This is a genomic window from Streptomyces sp. NPDC043854 (genome assembly GCF_056436005.1).
Map to the genome: position 1 here is coordinate 47,601 of NZ_JBWKDK010000005.1, position 26,108 is coordinate 73,708.

Annotated in this window: 20 protein-coding genes; 10 read left to right on the forward strand and 10 right to left on the reverse strand. The window is 71.7% G+C overall.

Annotated elements, in window-relative coordinates:
- Positions 1-397 precede the first annotated feature (397 nt).
- The gene (locus AC068A_RS06625) at positions 398-1,186 is read right to left on the reverse strand and encodes an SDR family NAD(P)-dependent oxidoreductase (RefSeq protein ID WP_478581621.1); all 789 of its coding nucleotides are present in this window, start codon (positions 1,184-1,186) and stop codon (positions 398-400) included.
- Between the two features lie 94 nt (positions 1,187-1,280).
- On the opposite strand from AC068A_RS06625, the gene AC068A_RS06630 reads away from it, so the two are divergent.
- From AC068A_RS06630 to AC068A_RS06645, 4 genes are all read left to right on the forward strand, one after another.
- On the forward strand, positions 1,281-1,877 hold the full coding sequence (locus AC068A_RS06630; RefSeq protein WP_478581623.1) for a TetR/AcrR family transcriptional regulator: 597 nt from the start codon (positions 1,281-1,283) through the stop codon (positions 1,875-1,877).
- Positions 1,878-1,953: 76 nt separating this feature from the next.
- Positions 1,954-2,295 (forward strand): divalent-cation tolerance protein CutA, encoded by a 342-nt coding sequence (cutA, locus tag AC068A_RS06635; protein WP_478581625.1) that lies wholly within the window; start codon positions 1,954-1,956, stop codon positions 2,293-2,295.
- A gap of 205 nt (positions 2,296-2,500) precedes the next feature.
- Positions 2,501-3,376: a helix-turn-helix domain-containing protein gene (locus AC068A_RS06640; RefSeq protein ID WP_478581628.1), complete on the forward strand. Its 876-nt coding sequence runs from the start codon at positions 2,501-2,503 to the stop codon at positions 3,374-3,376.
- A gap of 161 nt (positions 3,377-3,537) precedes the next feature.
- On the forward strand, positions 3,538-3,660 hold the full coding sequence (locus AC068A_RS06645; RefSeq protein ID WP_478581631.1) for a hypothetical protein: 123 nt from the start codon (positions 3,538-3,540) through the stop codon (positions 3,658-3,660).
- A 433-nt stretch (positions 3,661-4,093) separates the two neighbouring features.
- Here the strand turns inward: AC068A_RS06645 and puuE are convergent, their stop codons facing one another.
- Positions 4,094-5,002, reverse strand: coding sequence for an allantoinase PuuE (gene puuE / locus AC068A_RS06650; RefSeq protein WP_478581634.1), 909 nt, complete (start codon positions 5,000-5,002; stop codon positions 4,094-4,096).
- Positions 5,003-5,185: 183 nt separating this feature from the next.
- Here puuE and AC068A_RS06655 point away from each other — a divergent pair, with 183 nt between their 5' ends.
- Entirely contained in the window at positions 5,186-6,391 is a 1,206-nt protein-coding gene (locus AC068A_RS06655; RefSeq protein ID WP_478581637.1) for an FAD-dependent oxidoreductase, read from the forward strand.
- Positions 6,392-6,599: 208 nt separating this feature from the next.
- Positions 6,600-7,391 (forward strand): DUF4190 domain-containing protein, encoded by a 792-nt coding sequence (locus tag AC068A_RS06660; RefSeq protein WP_478581640.1) that lies wholly within the window; start codon positions 6,600-6,602, stop codon positions 7,389-7,391.
- Positions 7,392-7,462: 71 nt separating this feature from the next.
- Here AC068A_RS06660 and AC068A_RS06665 read toward each other — a convergent pair whose 3' ends face one another.
- Entirely contained in the window at positions 7,463-8,974 is a 1,512-nt protein-coding gene (locus tag AC068A_RS06665) for an FAD-dependent monooxygenase (protein WP_478581643.1), read from the reverse strand.
- Between the two features lie 113 nt (positions 8,975-9,087).
- Here AC068A_RS06665 and AC068A_RS06670 point away from each other — a divergent pair, with 113 nt between their 5' ends.
- Entirely contained in the window at positions 9,088-9,741 is a 654-nt protein-coding gene (locus AC068A_RS06670) for a TetR/AcrR family transcriptional regulator C-terminal domain-containing protein (protein WP_478581645.1), read from the forward strand.
- Between the two features lie 22 nt (positions 9,742-9,763).
- Here AC068A_RS06670 and sbnA read toward each other — a convergent pair whose 3' ends face one another.
- Genes sbnA through AC068A_RS06695 form a run of 5 tightly spaced genes read right to left on the reverse strand, consistent with a single transcriptional unit; the run spans position 9,764 to position 18,008 of the window.
- A complete protein-coding gene (gene sbnA / locus AC068A_RS06675) occupies positions 9,764-10,750 on the reverse strand; it encodes a 2,3-diaminopropionate biosynthesis protein SbnA (RefSeq protein WP_478581648.1) in 987 nt (328 codons plus the stop codon).
- A gap of 10 nt (positions 10,751-10,760) precedes the next feature.
- Positions 10,761-11,795: a 2,3-diaminopropionate biosynthesis protein SbnB gene (gene sbnB / locus AC068A_RS06680; protein ID WP_478581651.1), complete on the reverse strand. Its 1,035-nt coding sequence runs from the start codon at positions 11,793-11,795 to the stop codon at positions 10,761-10,763.
- On the reverse strand, positions 11,792-12,853 hold the full coding sequence (locus AC068A_RS06685) for a TauD/TfdA family dioxygenase (RefSeq protein ID WP_478581654.1): 1,062 nt from the start codon (positions 12,851-12,853) through the stop codon (positions 11,792-11,794). Before AC068A_RS06685 ends, sbnB begins: the two co-directional genes overlap by 4 nt.
- A complete protein-coding gene (locus tag AC068A_RS06690) occupies positions 12,850-15,447 on the reverse strand; it encodes a non-ribosomal peptide synthetase (RefSeq protein ID WP_478581657.1) in 2,598 nt (865 codons plus the stop codon). The genes AC068A_RS06685 and AC068A_RS06690 overlap by 4 nt, the downstream gene beginning before the upstream one ends.
- A 5-nt stretch (positions 15,448-15,452) precedes the next feature.
- A complete protein-coding gene (locus tag AC068A_RS06695) occupies positions 15,453-18,008 on the reverse strand; it encodes a Pls/PosA family non-ribosomal peptide synthetase (RefSeq protein WP_478581660.1) in 2,556 nt (851 codons plus the stop codon).
- A gap of 1,146 nt (positions 18,009-19,154) precedes the next feature.
- Here AC068A_RS06695 and AC068A_RS06700 point away from each other — a divergent pair.
- The 3 genes from AC068A_RS06700 (at position 19,155) to AC068A_RS06710 (ending at position 22,047) form a co-directional block, all read left to right on the forward strand.
- The gene (locus AC068A_RS06700; RefSeq protein ID WP_478581663.1) at positions 19,155-20,219 is read left to right on the forward strand and encodes a gluconolaconase; all 1,065 of its coding nucleotides are present in this window, start codon (positions 19,155-19,157) and stop codon (positions 20,217-20,219) included.
- Positions 20,220-20,264: 45 nt separating this feature from the next.
- Complete coding sequence (locus AC068A_RS06705) at positions 20,265-21,404, forward strand: NHL repeat-containing protein (RefSeq protein ID WP_478581666.1); 1,140 nt, start codon at positions 20,265-20,267, stop codon at positions 21,402-21,404.
- A 187-nt stretch (positions 21,405-21,591) separates the two neighbouring features.
- Positions 21,592-22,047: a hypothetical protein gene (locus tag AC068A_RS06710; protein ID WP_478581669.1), complete on the forward strand. Its 456-nt coding sequence runs from the start codon at positions 21,592-21,594 to the stop codon at positions 22,045-22,047.
- Positions 22,048-22,173: 126 nt separating this feature from the next.
- Here the strand turns inward: AC068A_RS06710 and AC068A_RS06715 are convergent, their stop codons facing one another.
- A complete protein-coding gene (locus AC068A_RS06715) occupies positions 22,174-23,739 on the reverse strand; it encodes a mucoidy inhibitor MuiA family protein (protein WP_478581672.1) in 1,566 nt (521 codons plus the stop codon).
- A gap of 8 nt (positions 23,740-23,747) precedes the next feature.
- The gene (locus AC068A_RS06720; protein ID WP_478581675.1) at positions 23,748-25,841 is read right to left on the reverse strand and encodes a DUF4139 domain-containing protein; all 2,094 of its coding nucleotides are present in this window, start codon (positions 25,839-25,841) and stop codon (positions 23,748-23,750) included.
- Between the last annotated feature and the right edge of the window lie 267 nt (positions 25,842-26,108).

Consider the following 26,108-nt stretch of genomic DNA (forward strand, 5'->3'; position numbering starts at 1 on the left):
GAGTGGGGTGCGGAAAGCCTGCCAGACGGGCGTGGCAGAGAATTCGGACAAACGGGAACGGACCCGTAGATGCCTGAACGTTACCCTCCGGCAAGAAATGATGATCAGTCAAATCCGCTGCGCCTTATGGCAGTTGGGTGTATGGGGCGGATTGGGTGCGAGCCGTCGGCGTGGCCTCGTTATGAAGTTGAGACAAAACGTCAGGCCCGTGATGGTCTGTTGACGGAAATTCAGTCTCGGAGTTCACCCAAGTGCTACGATGCGGAACCGCCTTGCTACGCCTGGTCATGCACCGGCATCGTCCCGGCCTGCCCCGCCAACGGGTGCCCGACCGGTGAAGCGGCCACCGCCCCCGCCGGGCCCTGGCAGCCCCGCCCGCGCCCGGCAAGGGCCGGGGTCAGGCCTTCAGGGCGCGCCCCGCCACAACCAGAGCCGTGCGTCGGGGCGCCAGTGCCGAGGCGAGCGCGGAGAGACGGTTGCCCAGTCCCACGACCACGCTGGCCGGGGCTGAGCGGCCTTCCAGCGCGCGGCGCGCGGCGGTCACGACCTGCTCGGGCGTGGCCATCCGGCCGACGGCCGCATCGCGGCTGCCGACGACGTCGAAGAACTCGGTGCTCACGGGACCCGGCGAGACGGCCAGGACGCGCAGCGACGAGGCCCGCGTCTCGTACGCGACGGCCTCGGTGAAGTTCAGGACGAAGGCCTTGGTGGCGCCGTAGACGGCCATGGCGGGCGTGGGCTGGTACGCGGCGACGCTGGCGATGTTGACCAGGGCGCCCCGGCCGTCGGCGACCAGGCCGGGCAGGAACGCCCGGGTCAGCTCCGTGACGGCCAGGACGTTCAGCCGGATCATCTCCTCCATCTGCGCGGGATCCTGGTCGGCGACGGGGCCGTGGCTGCCGAAACCGGCGTTGTTGATCAGTGTCTGGACCGACAGGCCGCGGGCGGCGATCTCCGCGCGCAGTGCGGTCGCGGCGCCCGGCTGCGCCAGGTCCGAGGCGATGGCGTGGGCCTTCACGCCGTACCGGCCCCCGAGGTCGGCCGCGAGCGTCTCCAGGCGGTCGAGACGGCGGGCGGTCAGGACGACGTCGGCGCCGCGCTCGGCCCACTGGCGGGCGAACTCGACGCCGAGGCCGGCGCTCGCCCCGGTGATGAGGGCCGTGGTGTTCTTGTACGTCATGGGCATCGCGAGCTACTCCCTCTGAGGGCGGCGGGTCCATAATCGAATGTAGACAGAGTCAGCATTGTAGTCAATGACAACATTCGAAGGAGGGGTCGCCTTGGCCGACGGGTCCTACCACCACGGCAACCTCAGGGCCGCACTGCTGGAACGGGCGGAGCACGTCCTCGTCGCCTCGGGCGCCGAGGGCCTGTCCCTGCGCGCCCTGGCACGGGAGCTCGGCGTCAGCCATGCGGCGCCGGCCCGCCACTTCCGAGACCGCCAGGCCCTGCTCGACGCCCTCGCCGTCAACGGGTTCACCCGCCTGAACGAACGCATGCGCGCCGCGGCCGCGGCCCCCGGACCCGTGCCGGCCCGACTGGAAGGCCTGGGACGCGCGTACGTCGACTTCGCCGTCGCGCACGCGCCGCTGCTCGAGCTGATGTTCACCGTCAAACACTCCGACGACTCCAGCGCGGAGCTGCGCGAACTCGGACACCGCAGCCTGGAGATCGCCGCCGAACTGATCGCCGAAGGGCAGCGGCAGGGCGTCGTCCGGGCCGACGACCCGGGGCGCCTGGCCCAGGTCGCCTTCTCCGCACTGCACGGCCTGGCGACGCTCGCGGTCGCCTCCCTCCTGGAGGACACGCCGCTGGCCGAGGCGACGGACCTCACGCTCGACGTCCTGATGCGCGGCCTCCGAGCCGCCCCCCGATGATCGGTCGGGGGACGGCGTACCCGGCGGCTCGGCCGCGGGTCGTTAGAGTCGGGACATCCGACCGAGGAGGCGCCGCGTGGCGAACAGCGAGAACCGGATCGTGATCGTGCAGACCACGGTGGACGACGAGTCGAAGGCGTACGAGCTCGCGCGGGGCGCGGTGGAGGCCCGACTGTCCGCCGGGGCCCACGTCGACGCACGCATGACCGCCTTCTACTGGTGGCAGGGCGAGGTGCAGCACGAGAGGGAGTACCGGATCTCCTACAAGACCACCGAGGACCGGGTGGAGCAGCTCAGGGAGTGGGTGCACGCGAACCACACCTACGAGGTGCCGCAATGGATGGTGCTGCCGACGACCGGGGCCACGGAGGCGTACCTGGCGTGGGCGCGGACCGAGACCCGGGGTGGCGGCGCCTGACGAGGCGCGAGGGCCTGGGCGCCGCGCGATCGTGGTGATCGGCTCGCTGCCGGTCTCCAGCAGGTACCGGGCGAGTCCGGGCCGCGACGTGGCGGGTGCCGGCCGATCCCGGAGGTGGGATGCCCATGCTCGGCCAAGATGTGGTGCAGTGCAGTGCAGTGCAGGGGCGGCGCCGGGCGCTCGCCGCCACGGGAGGGAGAGGGGCATGCCGGTGGCCGGAAGCGCGGACACGACAGGTCGGGGACTCGAGATGACCCGGGTGGGCGACCGCTGGCGGGTAACCCGGCCGTGGCCTCCCCGGTTGCGCCCGTTCGTGCGCAGCTACGCCGGCTACTGGGAGGCGGCGGCCACCCCCTACCGGGTGCGGCTGGTTCCCACGGGCCGAGCCGTCGTGGTGCTCAGCCTGGGGCAGCCGTTCACCCAACTGCGTCGACTGGGCGACGCGAGCCCGCACAGCCAGGTGACCGGCTCGCTCGTCGTCGGCCTGGAGGACGGACCCCGGGTGTGTGACCACCCTGGTGGCCAGGAGGCGATCCGGCTCGAGTTGACCCCGCTGGGCGCCTACCGGTTGTTCGGCGTACCGATGAACGAGTTGACCAACAGGGTGGTCGAGCTCTGCGACGTCCTCGGCCCCGAAGGCAGCGTCCTCGTGGAGCAACTGGCAGCCACCGGTGATTGGGAGGCCCGGTTCGACCTGCTGGACATCGCGTTGCTGGCCCGGCTCGAGCGCGGCCCGGAACCCGCGGCCGAGGTGGGTCACGCCTGGCGGCTGCTGTGCCGCAGCGGCGGGGCGATCCCGGTCGGCCGGATCGCGGCCGAAGTGGGCTGGAGCCAGGGCCATCTGATCCGCAGGTTCACCCAACAGGTCGGGATGACGCCCAAGACGTCCGCCCGGGTGCTGCGCTTCCATCGAGCCATGCGGCTGCTCACTCACGGGACTGCGTCGCATCTCACCGAAGTGAGTGCTGCCTGTGGCTTCTACGACCAGGCCCACCTCAACCGCGAGTTCCGTGCCCTGGCCGGTACCACCCCCGGCCAGATGGCCGCCGCGCGTGTGGCAGAGGGAGCCGTCGCCCTGTGAGGCGAGGTCAAATTTGTCCAAGCCAGGCCGTCGGCGCGCCGCTAGTGTCCCGTTCGTCATCGATCAGGCACTCACGTACTCAGCTCACGGATCGCCTCCGCCCCGAGAAGGCCGGTGCCTCCTGGGCAACGGTGAACCTGATCCGGAGGAGGGAGCACTCGATGGAAGACCTGCTGCGCATGCTCGTGGCCGGCGCGCTCACGGGCGGCCTGGTCGGGTTGGCCGGAGCCCTCGGCCGACGCAGCCGCCGGCGTCGGCAGGGCGGTGACACGGACGGCGGGTGACGCCCCGTCGGGAAGCGGCCGGCGGGAGCTTGCCTCGCCTCGCTCCGCACGTCGTCCAAGCCCCGGCGGGACGCCGAGGTGACGGGCAGCCAGGCGCCCCGATCGCGTGATCAAGTGCATCCCCGGCTCCCACCGGCCCGCGCGGCCCGAAAGGGCAGCACGGGCCCCGTGGGCCCAAGGGCCCGGCCGGGCCGACCGACCAACGGGGGCGGCCGGCCCGGCCGGACCGACTGTGTCCGCGGGAGACGGACACCCTCACCCCCTCCGAGGCGGCAACACGCCTACCGGCCGGCCGACAACCGGGGCGGGCTCTTGACCTTCGAGGCGGACGGCCGGCTGACCGCCATGGGCATCAGCCGGTTCGGGCCCGGCCCTACCGCCGCGGGGGTGTCTTGGCCCGCACGAAGCCCACGGGCCACGGCGGTTGGGAAGGTCAGCGCAGCGGCGGGTGCGTGGCGAGCCAGTGGCGCGCGATCTGTTCACGCGTGGCGACCCACGCCCCGCCGAGCTGCGCGACGTGCTTCAGGAAGCCGTCGAGTACGCGGATGCGGCCGGGCTTGCCGATGATCCGGCAGTGCATGCCGACGCTCATCATGCGCGGGCGGTCGGCGCCCTCGGCGTGGAGCACGTCGAACGCGTCGACGAGATACGCAAGCATGTCGTCGGCGGTGGTGAAGCCGTGGACGATCAGGAACTTGAAGTCGTTCGCGTCCAGGCTGTACGGCACCACGAGGTGCGGCCGGCCGGCCGCCTCGACGTAGAACGGCAGGTCGTCCGCGTAGTCGTCCGAGTCGTAGAGGAAGCCGCCCTCCTCGACGACGAGGCGCCGCGTGTGGGGGCTCGTCCGGCCGGTGTACCAGCCGACGGGCCGGCGTCCGACGAGCCGCTCGATCGTCGCGACCGAACGCGCGATGTCGCCGCGCTCGACCTCCTCGGGCACGTGGCGGTAGTCGATCCAGCGCCAGCCGTGGCTCGCGACCTCCCAGCCCGCGGCGCCCATCGCCCGCGCCGCGTCCGGGTTGCGCTCGAGCGCCTGGCCCACTGCGTGGACGGTGAGCGGCGCGCCGTGAGCCGCGAGCGTGCGGTGGATGCGCCAGAACCCGGCGCGCGAGCCGTAGGCGAACATCGACTCGACGTTCAGATCGCGCCCGCCCGCCACAGGCGGCGCGCCGATGATCTCGTGCAGGTACCCCTCGGAGGCGGGGTCGCCCTCGAGGACGTTCTGCTCGCCGCCCTCCTCGTAGTTGAGTACGAGGCTGACGGCAACCCGGGCGCCGCCGGGCCAGGCCGCATGCGGCGGCTCGGCGCCGTACCCGACGAGGTCGCGCTGATGCTCGGACACGGGCGGAACCCTACCGCCGATGGGGCGCCAGGCCGTGGACCCGCCCCGACTCCGTCGGGGCCCGGACCCGCAACGGCCCCGGCGGGCCGTGCGTCTCGCCGGGGCATCCGGACCGCCCGGCTGCACGGGCACGTGTGGTCGAATTGCCGGTACGACAGTATCCGCGAGCAGAGAGAGGTGTTCATGCCGAAGCGTCGCGCCGTGGTGGTCGGGGCCGGAATCGGCGGTCTCACGGCCGCCATCGCACTGCACCGCCGCGGCTGGCACGTCACCGTCTGCGAACGCGCCCCCGAACCCCCCGCCACCGGCGCGGGCATCGGCCTCGCTCCCAACGCCCTGCGCGCACTCGACGCCATCGGCGTGGACGCCGCCCGCGCCGCCGGCAGCGCCGTACCCGTGACGATGGGCGTGCGCCGCCCCGACGGCCGGTGGCTCACTCGGGTCGGCACCGCGGACATGGCCGCTCGCTACGGCACGGCCCCGATCGCCGTCCCCCGCCCGGGCTTCACCGCCGCCCTGGCCGCGGCCCTGCCGCCGGAGACCGTGCGCTACGGCACCGCCGTGACCGCAGTCGACGACGCCGCGGGCAGCCCGACCGTCCGTACGGCAGCCGGCCCGGCCCTTCCCGCCGACCTCGTCGTCGCCGCCGACGGCATCCGCAGCCCGCTGCGCCGCGCGTACTTCCCCGCCCACCCCGGGCTGCACTACATCGGCGAGACCGCTTGGCGGACCATCGTCCACGCCCCGGACCTCGGGATATCGGCCATGAGTGAGACCTGGGGCCGGGGCGGGCGGTTCGGCGTGACCCCGCTCTCCGACGGCCGCTTCTACCTCTACGCCACCGCCGTCGTCCCGGCCGGGACCCGGTCGGCCGACCCCCGGGCCGAGCTCCGGGACCGCTTCGGCTCGTGGCACGACCCGATTCCGGCCCTCCTGGACCGCATCCACCGCCTCGACCCCGCCGACGTCCTCCAGAACGACCTCTACGACCTGGCCGCCCCGCTCCCCGCACTCCACCACGGCCGCATCGCCTGGCTCGGCGACGCCGCCCACGCGATGGCCCCCAACCTCGGCCAGGGCGGTTGCCAGGCCATCGAGGACGCGGTGGTCCTCGCCCACGTGCTGCCGCCCGGAGACCGCGCGGACGGCACAGACCCCGTCCCGGCCGCCCTCGCCGCGTACACCGCCGCCCGCCGCGACCGCACCGATGCCGTACGCGTCCGTGCGCGCCGCGTCGGCCGGCTGGGCGCGCTCCGCAACCCCCTCGCGGTGGCGGCCCGCGACCTCGCGGTCCGTGCCACTCCCGCCCGCCTGTCCCTGCGCGGCATGGACGACCTCTTCAACGGCTTCCGCCTCCCTCCCCGGGTGACAGCCGATGGCTCGAGGTGACCGTGTCGCGGAGGGGAATCCAGTGGTGGCAGCCGACGCTTTCGTCGATCGTGCGGTCGTGATCGAACGGGACGGGCCGATACGGATCGTCGAGGCGCCCAGGACGGTCCGGCTGGGCGTCATGTGCCTGTCAGACCCCCGACCCGGCGGTGTCACCCCTTGGCTGTAGGTTGCGTGTTTCACCCTCTGCGCAAGGAGCGCCACACGCATGTCCATACCACCGCAGCCACCGTCGTCCTCTCAGCCGTACCCGCCGGCGGGCCCGTACGGGCAGCCGGGGCAGGGGGCGTTCGGCGGCCCGCAGGGCTGGTATGCGCCGCCCCAGGCGCCGCCGATGCCGCAGACGACCAATGCGTTGGCCATCGTGGCGTTCGTCATGTCGATCGTCTGCGCGCTGCCGCTGGTCCCGCTGGTCCTCGGCATCGTCGCCCTCTCCCAGATCCGCAACCGAGGGGAGAAGGGCAGGGGTTTCGCCATCGCGGCCATCGCCATCCACAGTGCGACCATCGCGTTCTACGCGATCGTGCTGACCCTCGGATACTCCGGAGCACTCGACGAAAGCCCTCCGCCGCAGCGTGACACCAGTGGCCAGGCCACCACCCCTGGCTCCGTCAGCACGGAGGACATCCGCAAGGGGGACTGCTTCAACACGGGCGGCAAACTGGCGGAGTACCGCGCCGAGGACGGCGCCGAGGCCGGCTTCTCGGTGAAGGTCGTGCCCTGCAGCCAGCCCCATGAGGGTGAGGCGTACGGCGTCGTCGACCTGGAGGACGGGCCGTACCCGGGCAAGGAGAAGGTCATCGCGATCGCTGAGGAGAAGTGCGCCGGCAAGGTGCTCACCGACTACGTGGGCGCGGCCGCGAAGCTCCCGGAGACGCTGGAGGGTTACTACTACTATCCGCAGCCCATCACGTGGCTCCGCGGTGACCGGGAGATCATCTGTTTCCTGGGCGACACCAGGGGCCCCAGCACCGGCTCGGTCCGCGCCACGGGATCCTGAGCCGCGGTCGCAGGCCCTGGCCGGCCGGCCGGCCGGCCGCGCCGCGTGCGCTTCGCGGCCGCGCGTCGTGGTCAGTCGGCCGTGGCCGGGCCGAACCAGGTGGTGAGAGCGGTGCGGAGGGCGGCGATGTCGAGGGCGGCGTCGGCAGCCCAGGCGAGGTGACCGTCGGGGCGGACGAGGAGCGCCGCGGGGGCGGGGGTCTCGGCGTCCGGCCAGACGGGCCAGCGGTCGACCGCGGACCGGGCCTCGACGAGGTCGACGCGATCGGTCCAGCCCGTGACGGCAGCCGCCAGTTCGGGGCCGCCGCCCAGGTCGAGCAGGACGGGGCGCGCGGCCCGCAGCAGCTCGAAGACGCGCGTGCTGCCGTCGCCGGTCTTCAGGTCGACGTCGGGGACCCGGCGGCCCGCCAGCGGGTGGCCGTCGCCGACGGGGTAGCGGATGTCCAGTGCGGTAATCATGCCGCCCAGGTGCCGGTTCACATCGTCGTACTCGATGAGCGAACGCAGTACGTCGCGCAACGCATCGGTCTGCGGGCCCGGACGGGTCAGCGCCGACTGGGCCCGGGTGTTGTGCAGTACTCGTTCCGCCACGGGGTGCCGCTCGGCGTGGTAGCTGTCGAGCAGGGTTTCCGGCGCCCGGCCGTGCACCACCGAGGCGAGCTTCCAGCCCAGGTTGACCGCGTCCTGTACCCCCAGGTTCAGTCCCTGGCCGCCGGCGGGGAAGTGGATGTGCGCTGCGTCGCCCGCCAGCAGCACCCGGCCGCTGCGGTACCGTTCGGCCTGCCGTGCCGCGTCGCCGAACCGGGATGTCCAACGGGGGCTGTGCATACCGAAGTCGGTGCCCGCGATCTTGAGCAGTGACTCCCGCAACCCCTCGAACGTCACCGGCTCCCCCTTGTCGGGGACACGGCCGTGCTCCGTGGTGACCACCCGGTACCAGCCCGGCTCGAAGGCGAACACCGAGAAGTCGCCGTCAGCTCGCCGCTGCATGAAGAGCGATTCGGCCGGGGGATCGGCGAGTTCGACATCGCCCAGCAGTGCGGTCAACGTGGCCGGGGTGCCGGGAAAGCCGATGCCCGCCAGCTTGCGCACCGCGCTGCGCCCGCCGTCGCAGCCCACGAGGTAGCGGGCGCGCACTGTCGAACGGGAGGCTTCCGGCCCGCCCAGTTCGATGTCGACGCCGGCGCCGTCCTGACGGATCCCGGTCACCTCGGACGACCAGCGCACGCGTACGCCGAGCTCCCCGGCCCACTCCTCCAGCAGCCGTTCCACGACCGACTGCAGCAGCACCAGCGACCGCGGGTGCCTGCTCTCGAACCGGTCGAAGTCCAGCCACATTCCCGAGAAATGACCGATCGGGCGCTGTACGCCTGCCTGCAGGAAGCGGTCCAGGACACCCCGCTGGTCCAGCACTTCCATCGTCCGGGCGTGCAAACCACCGGCCCGCGACTCACCGGTCCGTTCCGCGAGCCGGTCGACCACCACCACGTCGACGCCCGCCAACCGCAGTTCGCAGGCGAGCATCAGGCCCGTCGGCCCGGCGCCCGCGACCACCACATCCGTGTACGCCCTCGTGCCGCTCATTCGAGTCTCCCCCTCGTCCAGTGCCTGGCCTCTAACACCGTTAGAGGCTGCCCTAACGGTGTTAGAGTGTCAAGCGGCCGGAAGGGGAAGAGGGAAAGGGAAGGGGAAGCCGGATGAAGATCAACTCCGAGGTGATCGCCCGGACATCGCTGCGGCTGCTCGACGACGTCGGCCTCGACGGACTCAGCATGCGCCTGGTGGCGCAGGAGCTCGGCGTACGAGCCCCCACCCTCTACTGGCACATCAAGAACAAGCAGCAACTGCTCGATGCCATGGCCACGCTGGTCTACGTCGAGGCGGCGGAAAAGCTGGCACCGCCACGCGACGGCGCATCATGGGAGGACTGGCTCGCCGACTGGGCACGTCAGTTGCGGCAGGTGATGCTGAGTCACCGCGACGGGGCCCGCGTGCTCGCCGGCACCTACGTCAACCACCCGGCTGTGCACCAGGCGGTGGAGCTCACGCTGCAGACCCTGCGGGAGGCGGGATTCGGCCTGACCGAGGCGGCACGCGGCTTCCCGGCACTCCTGCACTACACCATCGGCTACACCATCGAGGAACAGGCCCATACCAGCACGGCGTACGGCGACGACAACCCCTACACACCCGAGCGGATCACCGGGATCATCGACGCCGACCGCTTCCCGCTGACCGCTCAGGCGTCGGGCGACATCCTCTCCATGGAGGGCGACGCGGGTTTCGAGCACGGGCTGCGCATCATCGTGCTCGGTTTGCGCGCCGCCAGGCACGAGCAGGGGCACGGCTGAGTGCTCGGCGAGGTGGTGTGCCTCAGGGGCCTGTCGGGCCGGTGGGGGGAGAGGGCTCCAGGATGGTGGTGTCGCCGTAGAGAGCCCGTACCCAGTTGTCGTGGTACACGGTGTCGAGGTAGCGCTCGCCGAGGTCGGGGGCTATGGCGACCGCCGTGACGGCGGGGCCGTCGTGGCGGGCGAGCCAGCTCATGGCGCCGCTGACCACCGTTCCCGTCGAGCCTCCGAAGAGGAAGCCGCGGCGGGCGAGTGCCCGGCAGGTGCGGACGGTGTCGGCTTCTTCGACGTGGACGGCCTCGTCCACGTAGGACTCGTCGAGCAGGGGCGGGCGGACGCCCATGCCCAGGCCGGGTATCATGCGGCGGCCCGGAGGGCCGCCGAAGGACACCGAGCCGACGCTGTCCACGGCGACGATGCGGACCGGCCGGTGCCAGTGCCTGAAGTAGCGGGCACAGCCCATCAGGGTGCCGGTGGTCCCGGCGCCGACGAAGAGGACGTCCAGCTGGGGGAACTCGTGGGCGATCGCCGGCGCCGTGCTGCGGTAGTGCGCTCGCCAGTTGGCCGGGTTGGTGTACTGGCTGAGCCAGACCCAGCGGCTGTCGGACGCGCACAGCGCCTCTACGTAGGCGATGCGCGCCGCGAGGTAACTGTCGTAGGGCTTCGGGTTGTTGATGACGTGGACCTCACTGCCCAGTGCCTCCATCATCAGCCTGGTCGCCAGGTTGCAGCGGGAGTCCGTCACGCACAGGAACCGGTAGCCCTTGCTCGCCGCGATGATGCTGAGGGCGACGCCGAGGTTTCCGGAGGAGGATTCGACCAGCGCGGACTGCGGGGTCAGGACCCCTTCCCGCTCGGCCGACTCCACCATGGCGGCCGCGGCCTTCAGCTTGATCGAGCCGGCGAAGTTGAACCCCTCGCACTTGAGGTACAGCGGGCAGCCGAGCGCGCTTCTGAGGTCGACGTAGAGGTCGTCCTCGTTGAAAGCGTACGGAGCGGAAATGACGGGCACCTAGGTCTCCTCAGCCGTAGCGGGTGACTTCGTGGAAGAAGCCGTCGATGGTTTGCAGTTCCCCTGCGGAGGCGACCGTGTCGTAGACGTACTTGCCGACGGCCAGGTCCAGGATCCCGAGGCCGAAGGGCGAGAAGACCACGGGCCGGTGCGCCGGGATCCGGACCCGGCCGGCGATGACGTCGTCCAGCGTTCCGTGCAGGAACCGCTGGTTGCCGGTGAGCTGCTCGGTCAGCTGTGTGGAGGTGGCGGCGCGCAGGCAGTGGTCGACGTCGTCCACGATGTTGGTCGAGGCGAGCAGGACCGAGGGGGCGAGGTCCCTCAGGGAGATGTGCAGCACCACGGGACGGTGGCTGAACCAGGCCGGGTCGTCGACATGGGGTTCGGCGGCGACGGTGGCGAAGACCACCATGTCGCTGACGCGGATCAACTCTTCCGGGTCGTCGTGCACGGCGATGAGGCCGGTGTTGCCCGACTGTTCCAGGTACGTACGGAAGGAGGCCGCATTGCGCAGGGAGACGTCGTGCACGCCGACGGCCTCGAAGTTCCAGCCCGTGGCGGTCAGGAAGCCGTGGATGTAGCGGGCGATCAGGCCTGCCCCGAAGAACCCGACGCGGGTGGGGCGGGGGCGGCCGCGGGTGAGCCGGTCCGCGGCCAGGACCGCCGAGGCGGCCGTCCTCGTGGCGCTGATGATCGAACCTTCGAGGCAGGCGATCGGGTAGCCGGTCACCGGGTCGTTGAGGATCAGCACGGCCGATGCCCGGGGCAGCCCGAACTCGGTGTTCTCGGGGAAGCTGGAGACCCATTTCAGCCCGTCGACCCGGTTCGCTCCGCCGAGGGCGGCGGGCAGTGCGATCATGCGCGAGGCGGGGCGGTCGGGGAAGCGCAGGAACAGCGAGGGCGGGTTCACGCTGCGGCCGGCTCCGTGCAGGCGGTACGCCTCCTCCGTGAGGTCCACGATGTGCTTCTCGTTTCCCTCCAGCGCCCGTTGGACCTGCTCGCCGGAGATCACTGCAAAGGGCGGCACCAGTCGGTCGGTGGTCATGACAGGGTCACCTCGATCGTCGGTTCGCAGTCGGCGGCGCGCCGGGGGTCGGCGAGGGCGACCACCACATCGCGCGGGCCCTGGAAGGCCTCTCTGGCATGGGCGGTACGCAGGTTGTCGACGAGCAGCAGGTCTCCGGCCTCCCACGGGCGCCGGACCGTGTGCGCCTCGTAGACCTCGTTGATCACCCGGACGGTGTCCTGGTCGAGCGGGTCGCCGTTGCCGTAGCGGGTGTTGAAGGGCAGGCCCTCCGGTCCGTACTCGTCGAGGAGGTACTCGCGGATGTCGGGGTCCAACGTCCACTCGTTGAGGAACGCGATCTGGTTGAACCAGCAGCGGTGGCCGGTGTCCGGGTGCCGCAGCACGGCGCTGCGGCGCTGCCGGGTGCGCAGGCTCCCGTCCGGGAGCCATTCGCAGGCGATGGCACGGGCCCGGCAGTGGCGTTCGACGGCCTCCCGGTCCTCGGATCCGAACGCGTCCGTCAGGGAGGCACCGATGTCGTTGCCGTAGGTGCGGGTGAGCAGCCAGCCCTCGCGCAGGAAGCGTTCGGTGAGCTCGGCCGGAAGCGCGTCGAGGACCGCGGCGGCATCGGCCACGGTGGTGGCCCCGCCGGTGGTGGGCGGGGTGATGCAGGCGAAGAGCATCAGGGACGGGAACTCCGTGGTGTAGCTGAGCTCGTGGTGCATGCACATGGGCTGGTTCGGCGGCCACGTCGTCGAGGAGTAGACCCCTTCGGAGTAGGTCTCGCGGGGAGCGAAGGCCTCCCTCTCGGTCAGCGGGACCGCGCCGAGCTGCTGCAGCGCCCGGCCGACGTCCGCCGGGTCCGCGATGCCGAGGCCGCGGACCAGGACGGCGCCGTGGTCGAGGAGGGCGCCACGCAGTTCATCGCGCTGCTCGCCGAGCCAGGTGGCGGTGTCGGCCGTGCCCGGGACGTGTAGCAGCGGAAGGCCGTCCGCCGGCCCCTGCTCTCGCCCCGGCCGCGGTTGTGCCGTCTCCTGTCGGCCCGCCCCCGATATCGCGGCGGAGGGTGCGGAGGCAGCGGAGGGTGCTGGGGTCATCGGGGGCTCCTGTCGGTCTCGTCGGCGGACGGGATGGTGTGGGTGGTTCCGGTGCCCGGTTCGGGCCCGGACGGGGTGTGCGCGGAGCGTTCCTCGACCAGCCGCGCGAGGTCGGCGAGGACCGGGTGGCTTACCAGGTCCTGGTGGGTGATCGTGCGGTCGAGGGCGACCGCGACCCTGAGGGCGGTCAGAGAGGTGCCGCCCAGGTCGAAGAACCGGTCCTGCCGGTCGATCCGTCCCTCGGGAAGATCCAGGGCCGCGGCCCAGGCCGCTGCGACGCGGCGTTCGGCAGGTGTCTCGGGCGGGTGCCGGCGGTCCTCGGCCGCGCCCGGCCGTCCGGGGTGGGAGGCCGGTGCGCCGGAGGCCGTCGGCGCGGTCAGGGCGGCCAGGGCCTTGGTGTCGGTCTTTCCGTTGGCGGTCAGGGGCAGTGCCGCGATCCGGTGGAAGACGGACGGGATCATGTACGCGGGCAGCATGCCGCTCAGCGCATCGCGCAGCAGGGACGTCTCCAGCGGCGCGGCAGCCGTGTAGAAGGCGGCGAGGTGGCGGCCGTCCCCGGGAGCGCCTGCGGCGACCACGGCGGCGTCCCGGATTCCCGGCACGCGCAGCAGGGCGTTGTCGATCTCCGCGATCTCGATGCGGAAGCCTCGGATCTTGACCTGGGTGTCCCGTCGGCCCAGGTACTCGACGGTTCCGTCCGGCAGCCAGCGGCCGTAGTCGCCGCTGCGGTAGAGGCGGCTGCCCGGGTGGTGCGGGTCCGGCCCGAAGGCGAGCCGGGTCCGTTCGGGGTCGTTGACGTACCCGCGGCCCACACAGATCCCGGACAGCACGATCTCGCCGGGTGCGCCGAGCGGGACGGGGTTGAGGTGGGAGTCGACCACGTACACGCGGACGTTGTTGACGGGGCGGCCGAGGGGGATGCGTGCGGCGTCGGGCACCCGGTCCATGATCTGGTGGTTGGTGTCGTCCGAGGTCTCGGTGAGGCCGTACGCGTTGACGAGCGTGATCCCGGGCTGGGCCGCGAACCAGCGCTCGACCAGCTGCTTCTTGACCGCCTCGCCCGTGACCGACACGCAGCGCAGGTCCGGGAGGGCGCGGGGGGTCCGTTCCAGGAGGGACAGCAGCGTTTCGAGGTACGAGGGCACCACCTGCAGGACGCTGACCCTGCCGTCGCCGACGGTGTCGAGGAAGCGCCCGGCGTCGAGCACGTCCTCCTGGCCGATGATCAGGGTCCGGGCTCCGGTGAGCAGCGGGGACAGCAGCTGCCACAGGGAGATGTCGAAGCACTGGGGTGCGGTCTGGGCGACGGTGTCCGCCTCGCCGATGCCGAGGTCGTCGATCTTGGCGTAGAGGTGGTTGAGGAGCCCGGCGTGCTCGCACATCGCCCCCTTGGGCTCACCGGTGGAGCCCGACGTGAAGAAGACGTAGGCGAGCGACTGCGGCGGGACGCGGACGCCGGGGTTGTGCGCCGCATGGGTGTCGTAAGGGTCGTGCGGACGCTCCTGCGGCGTGGGGATGGTGAAGACCTGCAGCTCGGGCAGGGCGTCCCGGGCCCGGTCGAGGCCGGCGGCGCTGCCGGTTTCGACCAGGGCGAAGCGGCACGCGGCGCGGGTGAGCATGCTGGCGATGCGGTCGGCCGGGAAGTGCGGTTCGACCGGCAGGTACGCGCCCCCTGCCTTGAGGACGGCGAGTACGGCGGCGAGCCAGCCCGGGTTGCGCTCGCTCGCGACGGCGACGACGTCCTCGCGCCGCAGCCCGTGTGCCAGGAGGGCGTGGGCGAGCCGGTTGGCGTGGGCGTTGAGCTCGGCGTAGGTCCACCGCAGGTCGCCGTGGACGGCGGCGATCCGGTCGGGGTGGGCCTCCGCCTGCTGTTCGAATATCTCGTGGGCGCGGAGGTCCGGGAGCTCGCGGGCCGTTCCGGCGAGCTCTTCGAGCTGGTGGTGGAGTTCGGCGGCGCCGAGCAGGCTCTGGGGCCCGGGGGCCGCGTCCGGGTCGTCGGCGATCAGCCGCAGTGCGGTGAGGTGGTAGCCGGCGATCCTGGCTGCGCAGTCGGCGTCGATCAGATCGGTGCGGTAGTGCAGTTCCAGCAGGTGCTCGTGGTCGCGGCCGGCCAGCGCCACGTGGAGCGGGGTGCCGGGGACGGGGTGGGCCTTGCCGTCCGGGTCGAACACGATCTCGGGCGGGGGCTCGGGCGGCCGGGGCTCGGACTCGGGTCCGGGCGGGGCCGGGGTACCGGAGGCAGGGGGTGCCGTCGCCGCCCGGTGCGTGTCCTGCACGAGCTCCCGCCACGAGCGGGGGGTAGCCGTCTTCAGGCGGCAGGGCCGCGGGGTGCCGTCGGCTCCGGCGAGGTGGCCGCCGGTGATCCCGTCCTCGCCCGAGAGGGCACCGAGGACCTTGAAGTGGGCGGCCAGCACCACCGCCGTGAGGGGGGTTCCGAGCTCGCCCGCGAGCCGGTCCAGTGCCGTGACGAGCGGTCCGGGGACCGCGGTGCGGTACTCCGCCGTTCCCTGAACGGGTGTCCGGGTCCAGTGCGGGAGGACGGTGCCCGTGGAGGGGGTGTCGGCGTGGGTTGCGGTGTGCGTCGTAGCGGTCATCACTTTCACCTCCGCGGGTCCGTGCCGGGCAGGTTCAGGTTCCGGGCCGGGTTTCCGCCCCAGACCTCCCCCTGCGGGACGCTCTCGCCCTTCATGAGGAACGAGTCGGGCGCGAGCACCACGCCGTCCGCGACCGTCACGCCGTAGTGCACGAGGGCGTTGATCCCGAGCGTGCAGCGGGCGCCGATCACGCTGCGGTCCGATTTGAAGGCGCCGTCCTCCTGCGAGTGGCACTGGACGGCGCATGCCGCGTTCAGGGTGCACTCGTCGCCGATGGTGACCATCGGCCGCTCGGGGAAGGCGCAGCCGTCGTCGAAGACCCGGCGGCCGATGCGGACGCCGAGCAGCCGCCACAGCAGCGGCTTGAACGGGGTGCCGTTGAACAGGCGCACGTAGGACTCCGAGGGGACCTTCCAGTAGCGTTCCCGCTGCCAGAACCGCCGGTCGTAGATCGAGCAGTACAGCGGGCCGGGCCGGTTCCGGGCCGCGACCACGCGTTCGGTGAGGACGAGGTACGCGACGCTGAACACGAGGGCGGCGAAGTTGGCCAGGACGACCGCCGCACCGCCGAGCTCGTCGTAGGCCTCGGCGCCGATCGCGTAGAGCAGCGAGACGACGAAGAGCTGGAACCAGCGCACGGCCAGGAAATGGCTCATCGTGGCCACGTTGTGCCGGTTCTTGGCGGGCAGGAGCCGGCGTGCCGCCTCGGCGCCCTCCGGGCCGGTGAGCGCCCCGTCCCTGCGGACCGACCGGGGGATCTCGAAGCTGGGCGAGCCCAGCAGCCCCACCCCCTCCCGGAGCTCCCCGTCGACCGGCACCATGACCTTGGTCGCGAGCAGGCAGTTGTCGCCGGTCCGGCCCCGGGAGGGGTAGGAGATCCGGTTCCCGAGGAAGTTGCGTGCGCCGATCGAGACCCGGGACACCCGGAAGGAGGTGCTCGAGAAGTCGGCGTTGTTGATCGACAACCCGTCGGCGATCATGGTGCCACGACCCACGGTCGCCAGGTGCGGAGTCTCGTGCCGCACCTCCGTGCCGAAGTTCGAGCCGGTCTGCTCGACGGGGGAGAGGTCGTAGCCGATGCCGCCCAGGTAGTGGACGATCGCCGAGCTGTCGCCGAACAGCCGCGTCAGGAAGCGCCGGTTGCTCACCAGCGCGATCACCCGGTACACACCGTAGTGGAGTCCGTACAGGGGGTAGACGCGGTCCGGGGTGAGGGCCCGGCTCAGCAGCCGCGGCACGGTGGCGACCGCGAGGAGGGCGAGCGCCAGGCCGCCGAAGAACAGCAGCAGGGACGCCACCAGCGCCTCGACGTAGAACTGCCAGGTCGCCAGGGCCGTCGGGCCCGGCGCCAGGGCGGAGGTGAACTGGGGGACGTTGTCTAGGATGAGCCACGCGCCGCCGGCCACGGCCGGGAGGTAGACCAGCAGGGCGGCCAGGAGCTGCAGGAGGCTGTGCAGGGCCCTTCGCACGGTGCCGCACCGGGCCGGAGCCACCGCCAGGAAGTCGGTGTCGGTGGGGACGGCGGGCGATCCGTGCCAGCGCTCACCCGGCGGCACCGACTGTCCGGTGTGGAGTGCGGAGGCGTGGCCGAGCTGGGCGCGGTCCCCGAGCGACGTCCCGATGTCGAGGACGGAGGCCTCGCCGACCACCGCGTCCCTGCCCAGGGTGACCGGGCCGGTCTCGATCAGGCCGTCGTGGGCCCGGTAGCAGCTGAAGTGGACGTCCTTGCGGATCACGGAACCGTCGCCGATGGCGAGCAGGTCCGTACACACGGGCACGATCCGGGAGAAGACGGTGACGCCGCGCCCGATCCGCGCCCCGAGGGCTCTGAGATAGAGCACGTACAGCGGCGAGCCGACGAAAAGGACCAGGGGGTTGGCCCGGACGAGTGTCCGGACGATCCAGAAGCGGAAGTAGGCCAGGCTCCAGACGCGGAGCCGGACGGGTTTCCACCTGCCGACGAGGGTCCACTTCACGAGGACCGGGAAGGCGCAGAGGAAGAGGAAGACCACCGCACCGGCCACCACCCCGCGCAGGTACTCCGCGGCCACGCCGTCACCGGCGGCGATCCATATGTAGCCACGGGCCGCTGCGTAGGTCAGGAGGCTGGAGTAGGCGAGGAACGCCACGAGCTGGAGCGCGCCGCAGAGGTGGAAGTGGGGCTTGCCGCGCGCGGTCGGGGGCGGGGCCTCGAGCGGGCCGGGCGCGGCGGCGGCTGTGCCGGGTGTGGCCGGGAAGGCGTCGGAAATTGCGGGTGTGGCCGGTGCGACTGCAGTCACCAGGCTGCTGATCGTGGGGTTCCGGTAGACGTCCTTCATGGACACGGGCGGCAGGTCCGCATGCTTCCTGACCAGGGCGCAGAAGTGGGCCATGACCAGGGAATCGGCCCCCAGGTCGGCGAAGAAGTCGGCATCCACGGACACGGGGTGCACGTGGGTGACGTCGGCGAGCAACCGGGCGAAGGCCTCTTCCACGTTCGTGGAGGGACCGGTCGGCCCGCCCCCTTCGGCTGAGAGCTCCTCCGCCGGAGGGGGCACTTCGCTGACCTGCTTTCCCGTCATCTCTCGCTCCCTGAAGATCGTCTCACAACCCATGTTCGAAGCAAAACGGAAAAATAGCCACCTAAACCCAGAGGACTGCATTTTTTGTGCCAAGACACGTGATTCGGGCACGATCCGTGGCCGTGTCCACACCATGCGAAGCCGTGACGGTGTTCGGCAACTGCCGCGCGAGCGGGCCGCAGGACCGCGTGGGGGCCCGGTCACCAGGGCTTATGCCGTGTTCTGCCCGGGGTTTGGGGGCGAAGCCGTCTTGCCGTGCAGAGCCCGGCGGGGTGGGGTCGGAACGGTCCGCGCACGACCGTGGTTCCGGCCCCTCCAGGCGTTCAACGGCGCGGTTCCGCAATCGAGTTCGGTGATCGCCTGGTCGAGGGCGGGGCCGAGTGCCGTGATGTGTCCGGGCTCCCGGAGTGGTTCTGCGTGATTGGCATGGCGCGATCGCCCATCCGAGTGAGCGAATCCATATGCAAGGCATGACCGCCGGTGCCGTGACCGCCGGCTGTTCGCGCGTTGCTGACCGTGCCGCTCTCTGACCTCGGGTTTCGAGCCCCTTCCGGACTGGCCTGAAGGTTGGTCCCGAGGCCTGAGGTCGAGGAACCGGCGGCGCGGCTTCGGGGGTGGGGCGTTCCGCCCCGGCGGGTGCCTTTCTCGGGGCGGGCCCGCACGCGCTCCCCGAGCTGTGGGCAGCCGGCACGTCGGGGTGACGGGCGCGCGCGTTCCGTCGGCGCAGATACATGTGAAGCGGCGGCCGGCCGCCGCATCCTCGGTGGCGACGCGATCCTGTCGGCTCCCAAGTCGGAGTAGAACAGGCGATCGGGGTCAAATCGAGCCGGAAGGGATGGGTTTGACTCCTCGGAGTAGTCACGGGACCACGGTTCCGGCCATGTCCCGCGCCCCGGATCCCGGTCCCAAGGGCCAAGTAAATGGGTGCAGATGGCGGCAGACGGGTCAGCCCCCCGCCCGCCCGAGGGTGATCGCGCACGTGATCAGCGGACTCTGTCCGGTTCTCGCCCCGCGGCCGGTTCGGCTTGGTGTTCACCCTGCGCCGGACGCGTACGTTCGCCCTGATCGGAACCGCCGTACGGAACGAAGACACAAACCATCGCTGACGAGTCATTCGGTTCTGCGACGCAAGGAGGTCTGAAAGACGTGGGCAACAGCAGTGTGAAGAACGATGTGGGCAGGGCCTATATCGGCGATGTGTTCATGCGTCACCCGCTGACCACGCGAAATCAGCAGGAACTCGACATTGCCGCGAAGGCGCCTTCCATCCTGCAGCGGAACCTGCTGAGGAACGCACTGAAGCGGAACCCCCAGGGTGGGGGCGAGCCCGTCAGCCCCATCGGCTTCTCCCTGAACAAGGTCCGCTACGGCGACTTCCCCGAGACGGAGGCGACGGCGCACGAGCGCGGCTGGCGCGCCTACATGAACGTAGGAGTGCCGGTCGTCGAGGAGGAGGGCAACATCGAGCAGCCCCCTCCGGACCTGATCTCCAAGCAGACGTACATCAACGGAACCGACCCCATCAAGGTCACCGTGACCGACACGGTCGAGTTCGCGATCTCGAACACGATCAGCTGGTCGCTCCAAGGGGAGGTGAAACTGACCTTCGGAGCGAAATCCATCGCATCGCTGCAGCAGCAACTGCAGAAGGCGATGGAGGCGACGCAGTACCAGAAGACCACCCTGCTCAACAGCAAGGACAACCAGGGCGTCAACACGGAGTCCCAGACGGAGACGAAGAGCACGACGACGGCCACGGGTTCGGCCACGGGCACGGGCGAACTGTGGGGAGAGCTGCTGCTCGGGATCACCGGCTCCGTCAGCGGGTCGCTGACCACCGAGTGGAAGCACCAGTCGTCGATCAGCCTGGAAATCAGCAGCCGCGCCGACATCCTGGCCACGACCCGGCGTGAAGTGAGGCGGTTCGACTACCAGTTCCCCGTCACCTTCGGCGGGTGGGTCGCCCTGTACTACCCGGAGCCGGTTCAGGTGAAGGAGACGCCTCCGCAGGCCAAGGAACCGCAGTACGCCCATGTGATCGCGTGGAAGCTCGGTGAGGCCGCCGACGATCCGGCCCACTTCGACCTGGCCGACGAAGGAAGGCGGTTCATGCAGAAGGGGCAGGTCGAAGTGGTCGCCGTCCGCACCGGGGAACACCGGGTCTTCCAGCCGGAAGAGCTTGATTACAAGAATCAGAAACAGCCCCTGTAGCAGGGGCGATTCCATGTCCACCGGGAAGGCAGGGAGGGGAAACCCATGTCGTTCAAGAACATCTTCGACAACAGCGGAGACGAGGCCGATTCCGCCCGACAGTCAGCTGAAGCCCTCAACAAGGACACTCCCGGCGCCGGGAAGGTCTCGGAGGAAGTGCGCAAGCTGGAGAGCCAGCGCGACCCGTGGCTCGTGCGCCAGACGGCGCACGGCGCGTTCGATGTCATGGGGTTCCTCGGCCCCCTCTTCCGGAACTCCCGGGACATCGCCGCCGCGCAGCGCCAACTCTCCGAAGACCCCGGCTCGACGTCCACCATGGCATCGTCGACCATGAAGGCGCTCGGACCGCTGAAGGTGGAGATCAGCGATGAGGACATGCCGAGGATCGGTGGCAGCGGCAGGGCCTTCGCGCTGATCGCCACGGGTCTGGGCACGTCCGAAGGACTTGCGGTGGACCCGTCGCAGAACACGGCGTACGTGGCCGACCGCGGCGGGCAGAAGCTGTCCGCGGTGAATCTCGCCACGGGCGCCCAGCGCACGGTTGCGAGCAACCTGGGCGACATCGGCGATGTGACGGTGGACGGGTCGGGCAAGGCCTACACCACCGACTACGGCAACGCCCGCCTGCTCGAAGTGGACCTGTCCAGCGGCTCGTTCCGAGCGGTCGCCGGCGTCACGGGCGCGTACGGCGTCGCGCGGGACGGCACGGGCAAGGCCTGCGTCGCCAACTGGATCGACGGCCAGCTGATCTCGGTCGACATACGGACCGGACAGAAGACCACGACCGCCGGCGGCCTGGGGGCGGGCATCGCCGGCGTGGCGCTGGACGGGAAGGGCAAGGCGTACGTCGGCCAGACGGACGGCGGCGCCAAGCTGTACGAGGTCAACCTGGCCGACGGCACCCACCGCGTCGTGACCAGCCTTCCCGGGGCGAGCACCATACGCGTGGAACTCGACGGCGCCGGCAAGGCCTACGCCGTCGACCACCTGAACGGGCGCCTGTACGAGGTCACCCTGGCCGACGGCGCCCAGCGTGTGGTGGCCACCGGCCTGGGCGCGTGCGAGGGGCTCGCGCTGGACACCGTCAACGGCAAGATCTACGTCAGCAACCGCGAAGGCCAGCTCTGGCAGATCGACCGGCGCAGCGCCCAGGCCCTGGGAGGTGTCGGCAAGGTCATGGCGTAGGGCCTCCCTTGTCAGGCGGGCATGGGCGCCTCCCATCCGGGCTGTCGAAGCCCGCACGAGCGAAGCACCTGCCCATGCCCGCCTCCGGCGGGATCACCTTGTATTCTTATGCCGTGTGATATTTCACATGACATCAGGCGTTCGAGGGGGCAACCCCTCGAACGCTCATCACGGCAAGGAGAATCCCATGAACCGCTTCGCTCTTCTCGCGGCCGGTGCCGCAGGTCTGACCGTCTTAGCGATCACACCTGCGGCTGCTGCCACGCCCCCGGCCGCCGTCACCGAGACCGTCACCTCCTGTGGGGCGTCGGGTCTTCAGGCCGGCCTGGCCACCCGGGTCTGCGCCGAGATCACGGGAACCACCGTCGAGTTCTACGGCACGGTAGGCCTCGCCGGCCCGCCCTCCCCGGGCAGCCCGGCTCCTGCCCCGAAGGAGTTGTTCACGACGCTCTCCGCGCAGATCGTCGGCACCACCTCGGCCGAGACACAGACCAGGCCGGTGATCTTCGCCTCCACGAACCTCGAGATACGCGGTGTCGGCGGCGCCGTCCCGTGCGGCTCGACCATCCGCGGCACGTTCGGCGTGGCCTCCTTCCCCCGGTCCGCCAACCCGGTTGTCCACGAGGTCACCATCACCTGCTGATTCCGGCCGGTTCCGGCCGGACACGTCGGCAGCGGACGGCCGCCACACCGGCCGCTGCCGCTCCGTTCGTTCCGCCCGGCGACCACACCGCTGTGCCGCCGCGGCCCCGGTTCCGCACCGCCGGGCTCAGAGCCCGGCGACTTTGGCGCTCGCGGACAGCTCGTAGACCAGGGTGACGGAGCGGCGGCCGCCGGGCGGGAGGGCGATGTCCCAGCGGGCGATCCCTTCGGCGTCGACCATGTCGGGCGGCGTCGGGGAGCAGGCCTCCTTGCGCAGGCGCACCTGAACCGCCGAGACCTCGGAGACCGGGATCCGCTCACGGACCGCGACCATCCGTTCGCCGTGCTCCCCGGGGGCGGAGAACCGGGACAGGTGCAGCCGGACGGTGCGGGTGACCACCGTCCGCTGCGTGATGCCGGCGGTATCGCGGGCTTCCTGGGCATGCCGGACCACGCGGAGGTCGTCGCAGCTGCCGAAGGCGAGCTCGACGGGGGCGCCGGGGGCGGTGAAGTCCAGTGTGCCGCGGCCGCTGAATCCGCTGCCGCGCACCAGGTCCACGGGTCCGGCGAGCAGCGCGTGGCCCGACAGGTTGCCGAACCGCACCACCTGGGTGACCAGCGGGGACAGCTCGGGCGAGCAGGCGTACTCGCTGGTCGCGGGCGTGGTGAAGGCGGAGAGCGGCACCCGGTGGGCGCGGCCGTCGGCGGGCACGGAGACGAGGGAGGGGGCGCCCAGCACCCGCGTCTCGCCGCCGTCGTCCACCCCCGGCAGGCCGAGCACCGGGGACGGGCCGAGGTCCCCGATCTCCTCCTCGCGCAGCTCGACGTCGACCGTGCGGCGTTCCGCGGCGGTGCGGTCCTTGAGCGTCAGCCGGTCCTCGCCCAGCCGCGGGGGATCGGTGGCCAGCGCCGACCGGGCCGTCGACAACGTCAGTCGTACGTCCGACCAGTCCTCGCCGGTGCGCTGCCAGACCACCGCGTCGCTCTCCAGCGTCAGGGAGTCGCCGTCGAGCACGGCCCGGTAGGCAGGCCGCCACAGCGCACACGCGGTGAGGTGGCTCAGGCGCAGTCCGACCGGCCCGGCGGCCGCGGCCTCCACGGTCAGCTCGATGTGGCCGACCAGTTCGGCGGGCTCTTCCTCGGAGAGGGCCATGGCCCGCTCGACCTCGCGGAGTTCGGCATCGAGCGCGGCCAGCCGGGCCTCCACGGCGCGGAGTTGCCCGGCGTGCGCGTCGCGCTCGGAGTCCACCCGGTCCAGTTCGCGAGCCCAGCGGGGCGCATCGGTCTCCCCCGAGCCGGCACCTTCGCGTATCTCCCGCAGGAGATCGGCGGCGAGGCGGCCGAGCAGGTCAAGGCGGGTGTGCAGGCGATCGCGGCGCTGCTCCAGGGCGATCCGCTCCTCTTCGAGGGCGTGTACGCGGTGCCGCAGGGCGGAGTCGTCGTCGGCGGACGGCAGCGGCCCGCGTGGCGTCCAGGTGCGGACGATCCGGAGGTCGAGCACGGTCGCGGGGTGATCGGCGGTCAGTTCGGCATGGAGGGTGCGGTCGACGGCCAGCGCACTGACCGGCCCGAGACGCAGTCGCTGGACCCCGGCCTCCAGGTCGAGCACGACGGCGCGCTCGATGTGGGCGCGATCCTCCAGGCAGGTGACGGCGGTGACGGGGAGGGCGATCGGCTTCGGTGTCGTGGACATGGCGTGTGTCAGCTCCTGCGGTTGCCGCCGACCAGGGCCTTGCCGGCCGGGATGCGGATCTCGTAGCCGCCGTCGAGGGCAGCGGTGCCGCAGGCGGGCAGGTCCACCCGCCAGACGCGGGTGCCCGGGGCATGGTGCTCCTGCCCGGCGCCGGTCTCGGGTGCCGTCCAGTCGGCCCGTTCCTCGATCCGGACGTCCGGTTCGGAGCTGACCGGCACCCGCTCGCGGACCTCGACGGTGACGGGCCTCGCGAGCCGGTTGGCCAGTTCCACGTGGACCCGGTGGTCGAGCACGGTGGTGTTGTTGCGCAGGCCCGCGGTGGACTCGTGCAGGTTCGTGCGCCGGGTGACCCGGACCCCCTCGGCCGGCCCGAGCCCCACCCGGCAGACGCCTCCGGGCGCGAGCGTGGGCAGTGCGGCGGTCAGCAGGAAGTCGTCGTCGACGGCGACCTCCACGGGGCCGGCCAGCAGGGCCTGGTCGGTGGTGTTGGAGAGTACGAGTGTCGCGTACACGGTCTGCTCCACGGACGGTACGCACAGGTACTCGGTGCGCAGCCCGACCGGGATCGAGGCGACGGTGACGGAGTGCCAGGTTCCGTCCGAGGGAATGTCGGCACGCGCGGCGGCGTCGAAGCGGTGGTCGAAGGAACCCGCCGACTCGCGGGGACGCACGGCGTGTCCGGGCAGCGGCAGCGCGGACACCGCTTCGGCACGGCGGCGGTACTCGCCCGCCGCCGGGTCGGAGGGAGATCCCGGGAACAGCCTGCCTCTGCGACCGCCTTGTTCGGCGGGGCCGCACAGGACGAGAGCGGCGTAGTCGAGTTCGGCGTCGCTCGGCTGCGGCGGACCGGCAGGCGGTACAGGTGCAGGTGCCGGAGCCGATACCGGAGCCGGCGCAGCCCGGCCGGGCGCCGCAGGCGCCATGGGGGCCGGGGCCGTAACGGACCTGCCACCGCCACGAGGCCTGCCGTCCGGCTGCGACCGCCCCGGCAGCGCGAAGTCGGGCGCTGCCCCGCCGGGTACCGGGAGCGCAGCGGGCGGCCCGCCGTAGCCCTGCGGTACCGGGGGCGGGGGCGGGGGCGGCGCAACCGGCGGCGGAACGGGACCGGACGCGGAGCCGGCCCCGACCATGACAGGTGCGGCGGTCGTGGCCGGGCGGGGGCCGGCTGCCTCGTACCCGGCGAACAGGTCGGCGAGCCCGGCCGGCGGCTCGCGCCAGCCGGACGGCGCCGGGGCGGGCTGACGGCGCCCGATCCGGAGCGAGCGAAGCCTCGGCAGGTCGGTGCGGCGCCGAAGGTCGGCGGTGGCCAGGGCGATGCGTACGCCGGTCCAGTCCTCGCCGGTGCGCTGAGCGACGGAGGCGCGCAGCACCAGACGGCCGGTGTCGTCGCCCTGACGGTGGGTGAGACGGTAGGCCGGCACCCAGACGGCGCCCGGCACCCCGTACTCCAGCTCCAGCTCCAGTTCCTGCTCCTGCTCCGCGCCACCGGTGCCGTCGAGGCTCAGGACCGCGGAGACCGTGGTTTCCACGTGCGCTGACGGCGCATCCGTGGAGGCGCGGGCGAGCCGGTCCGCGGCGACGGAGAGCTCGTGCCCGACGCGGAGCAGCGCCTCCTCCAGCTCGACGAGTCGGGTGTGCAGTCCCGTCAGCCGCTCGTCGACGAAGTCGGCGAGCTCCAGCCATGCGTCGACCGGGGTACGGCGGTGCGGGTCCTCGCGCCTGCGGGCCGGTGGCGCCGGATGCAGCCCCCTGACCTCCGCGATCAGCCCCAGCTGCCGGTCCCGGCGCCCCTGAGCGGCCGCGTACTCGTCGCGCAGCCGCTCGACCTCGTACCGCAACGCGTCGGGCGTGCCGGTGCCGGTGCCGGTGCCGAGCGGCTCGGCCTCGACCTCCACCCGGGCCTCGGTGACGCGTACGCCGGGGGAGTGCAGGACACGGGCCCGCAGGGAACCCGGGTCGAGCGAGCGGGGCAGTCCCGTCACCCGCAGCCGGCCGTCCGGCGGCACGGTGCCCCGGGCCAGCCGACGGCAGACCGCGCCCTGCGCGTACACCACGACGGAATCGAGGGTCGACCCCCACCTCTGTTCTGCCTCAGCCGTCATGTGCCCTGCCGCCCCCCACGCGCCGCGTCCGTGCTGAGCGAAGCTTACGCCCGAGCGGTCCGCCCGCCGCGTCGAGGCCCGATGCGGCCTGACCGGCGGACGTCGGCGGCGAGCCGGTGCGGGTGTGGCGGTTCACCGTCCCCGCCGGTGTGACTGCCGCTGCGGATCAGCCGCGGTGCCTGCTCCCGCGGTCGCCCGACGGCGTCACGCTCGTCCCAGACCTGGTGGCGGCATCTGCGGACAGGGCGTCCCGGCAGCCGAATCCCG

Coding starts and splice junctions, on each gene's coding strand:
- AC068A_RS06625 (WP_478581621.1), bottom strand. CDS start 1,186: ATGCCCATGACGTACAAGAACACCACGGCCCTCATCACCGGGGCGAGC.
- AC068A_RS06640 (WP_478581628.1), top strand. CDS start 2,501: ATGCCGGTGGCCGGAAGCGCGGACACGACAGGTCGGGGACTCGAGATG.
- AC068A_RS06645 (WP_478581631.1), top strand. CDS start 3,538: ATGGAAGACCTGCTGCGCATGCTCGTGGCCGGCGCGCTCACGGGCGGC.
- AC068A_RS06655 (WP_478581637.1), top strand. CDS start 5,186: ATGCCGAAGCGTCGCGCCGTGGTGGTCGGGGCCGGAATCGGCGGTCTC.
- AC068A_RS06660 (WP_478581640.1), top strand. CDS start 6,600: ATGTCCATACCACCGCAGCCACCGTCGTCCTCTCAGCCGTACCCGCCG.
- AC068A_RS06665 (WP_478581643.1), bottom strand. CDS start 8,974: ATGAGCGGCACGAGGGCGTACACGGATGTGGTGGTCGCGGGCGCCGGG.
- AC068A_RS06670 (WP_478581645.1), top strand. CDS start 9,088: ATGAAGATCAACTCCGAGGTGATCGCCCGGACATCGCTGCGGCTGCTC.
- sbnB (WP_478581651.1), bottom strand. CDS start 11,795: ATGACCACCGACCGACTGGTGCCGCCCTTTGCAGTGATCTCCGGCGAG.
- AC068A_RS06685 (WP_478581654.1), bottom strand. CDS start 12,853: ATGACCCCAGCACCCTCCGCTGCCTCCGCACCCTCCGCCGCGATATCG.
- AC068A_RS06690 (WP_478581657.1), bottom strand. CDS start 15,447: ATGACCGCTACGACGCACACCGCAACCCACGCCGACACCCCCTCCACG.
- AC068A_RS06695 (WP_478581660.1), bottom strand. CDS start 18,008: ATGACGGGAAAGCAGGTCAGCGAAGTGCCCCCTCCGGCGGAGGAGCTC.
- AC068A_RS06705 (WP_478581666.1), top strand. CDS start 20,265: ATGTCGTTCAAGAACATCTTCGACAACAGCGGAGACGAGGCCGATTCC.
- AC068A_RS06710 (WP_478581669.1), top strand. CDS start 21,592: ATGAACCGCTTCGCTCTTCTCGCGGCCGGTGCCGCAGGTCTGACCGTC.
- AC068A_RS06715 (WP_478581672.1), bottom strand. CDS start 23,739: ATGTCCACGACACCGAAGCCGATCGCCCTCCCCGTCACCGCCGTCACC.
- AC068A_RS06720 (WP_478581675.1), bottom strand. CDS start 25,841: ATGACGGCTGAGGCAGAACAGAGGTGGGGGTCGACCCTCGATTCCGTC.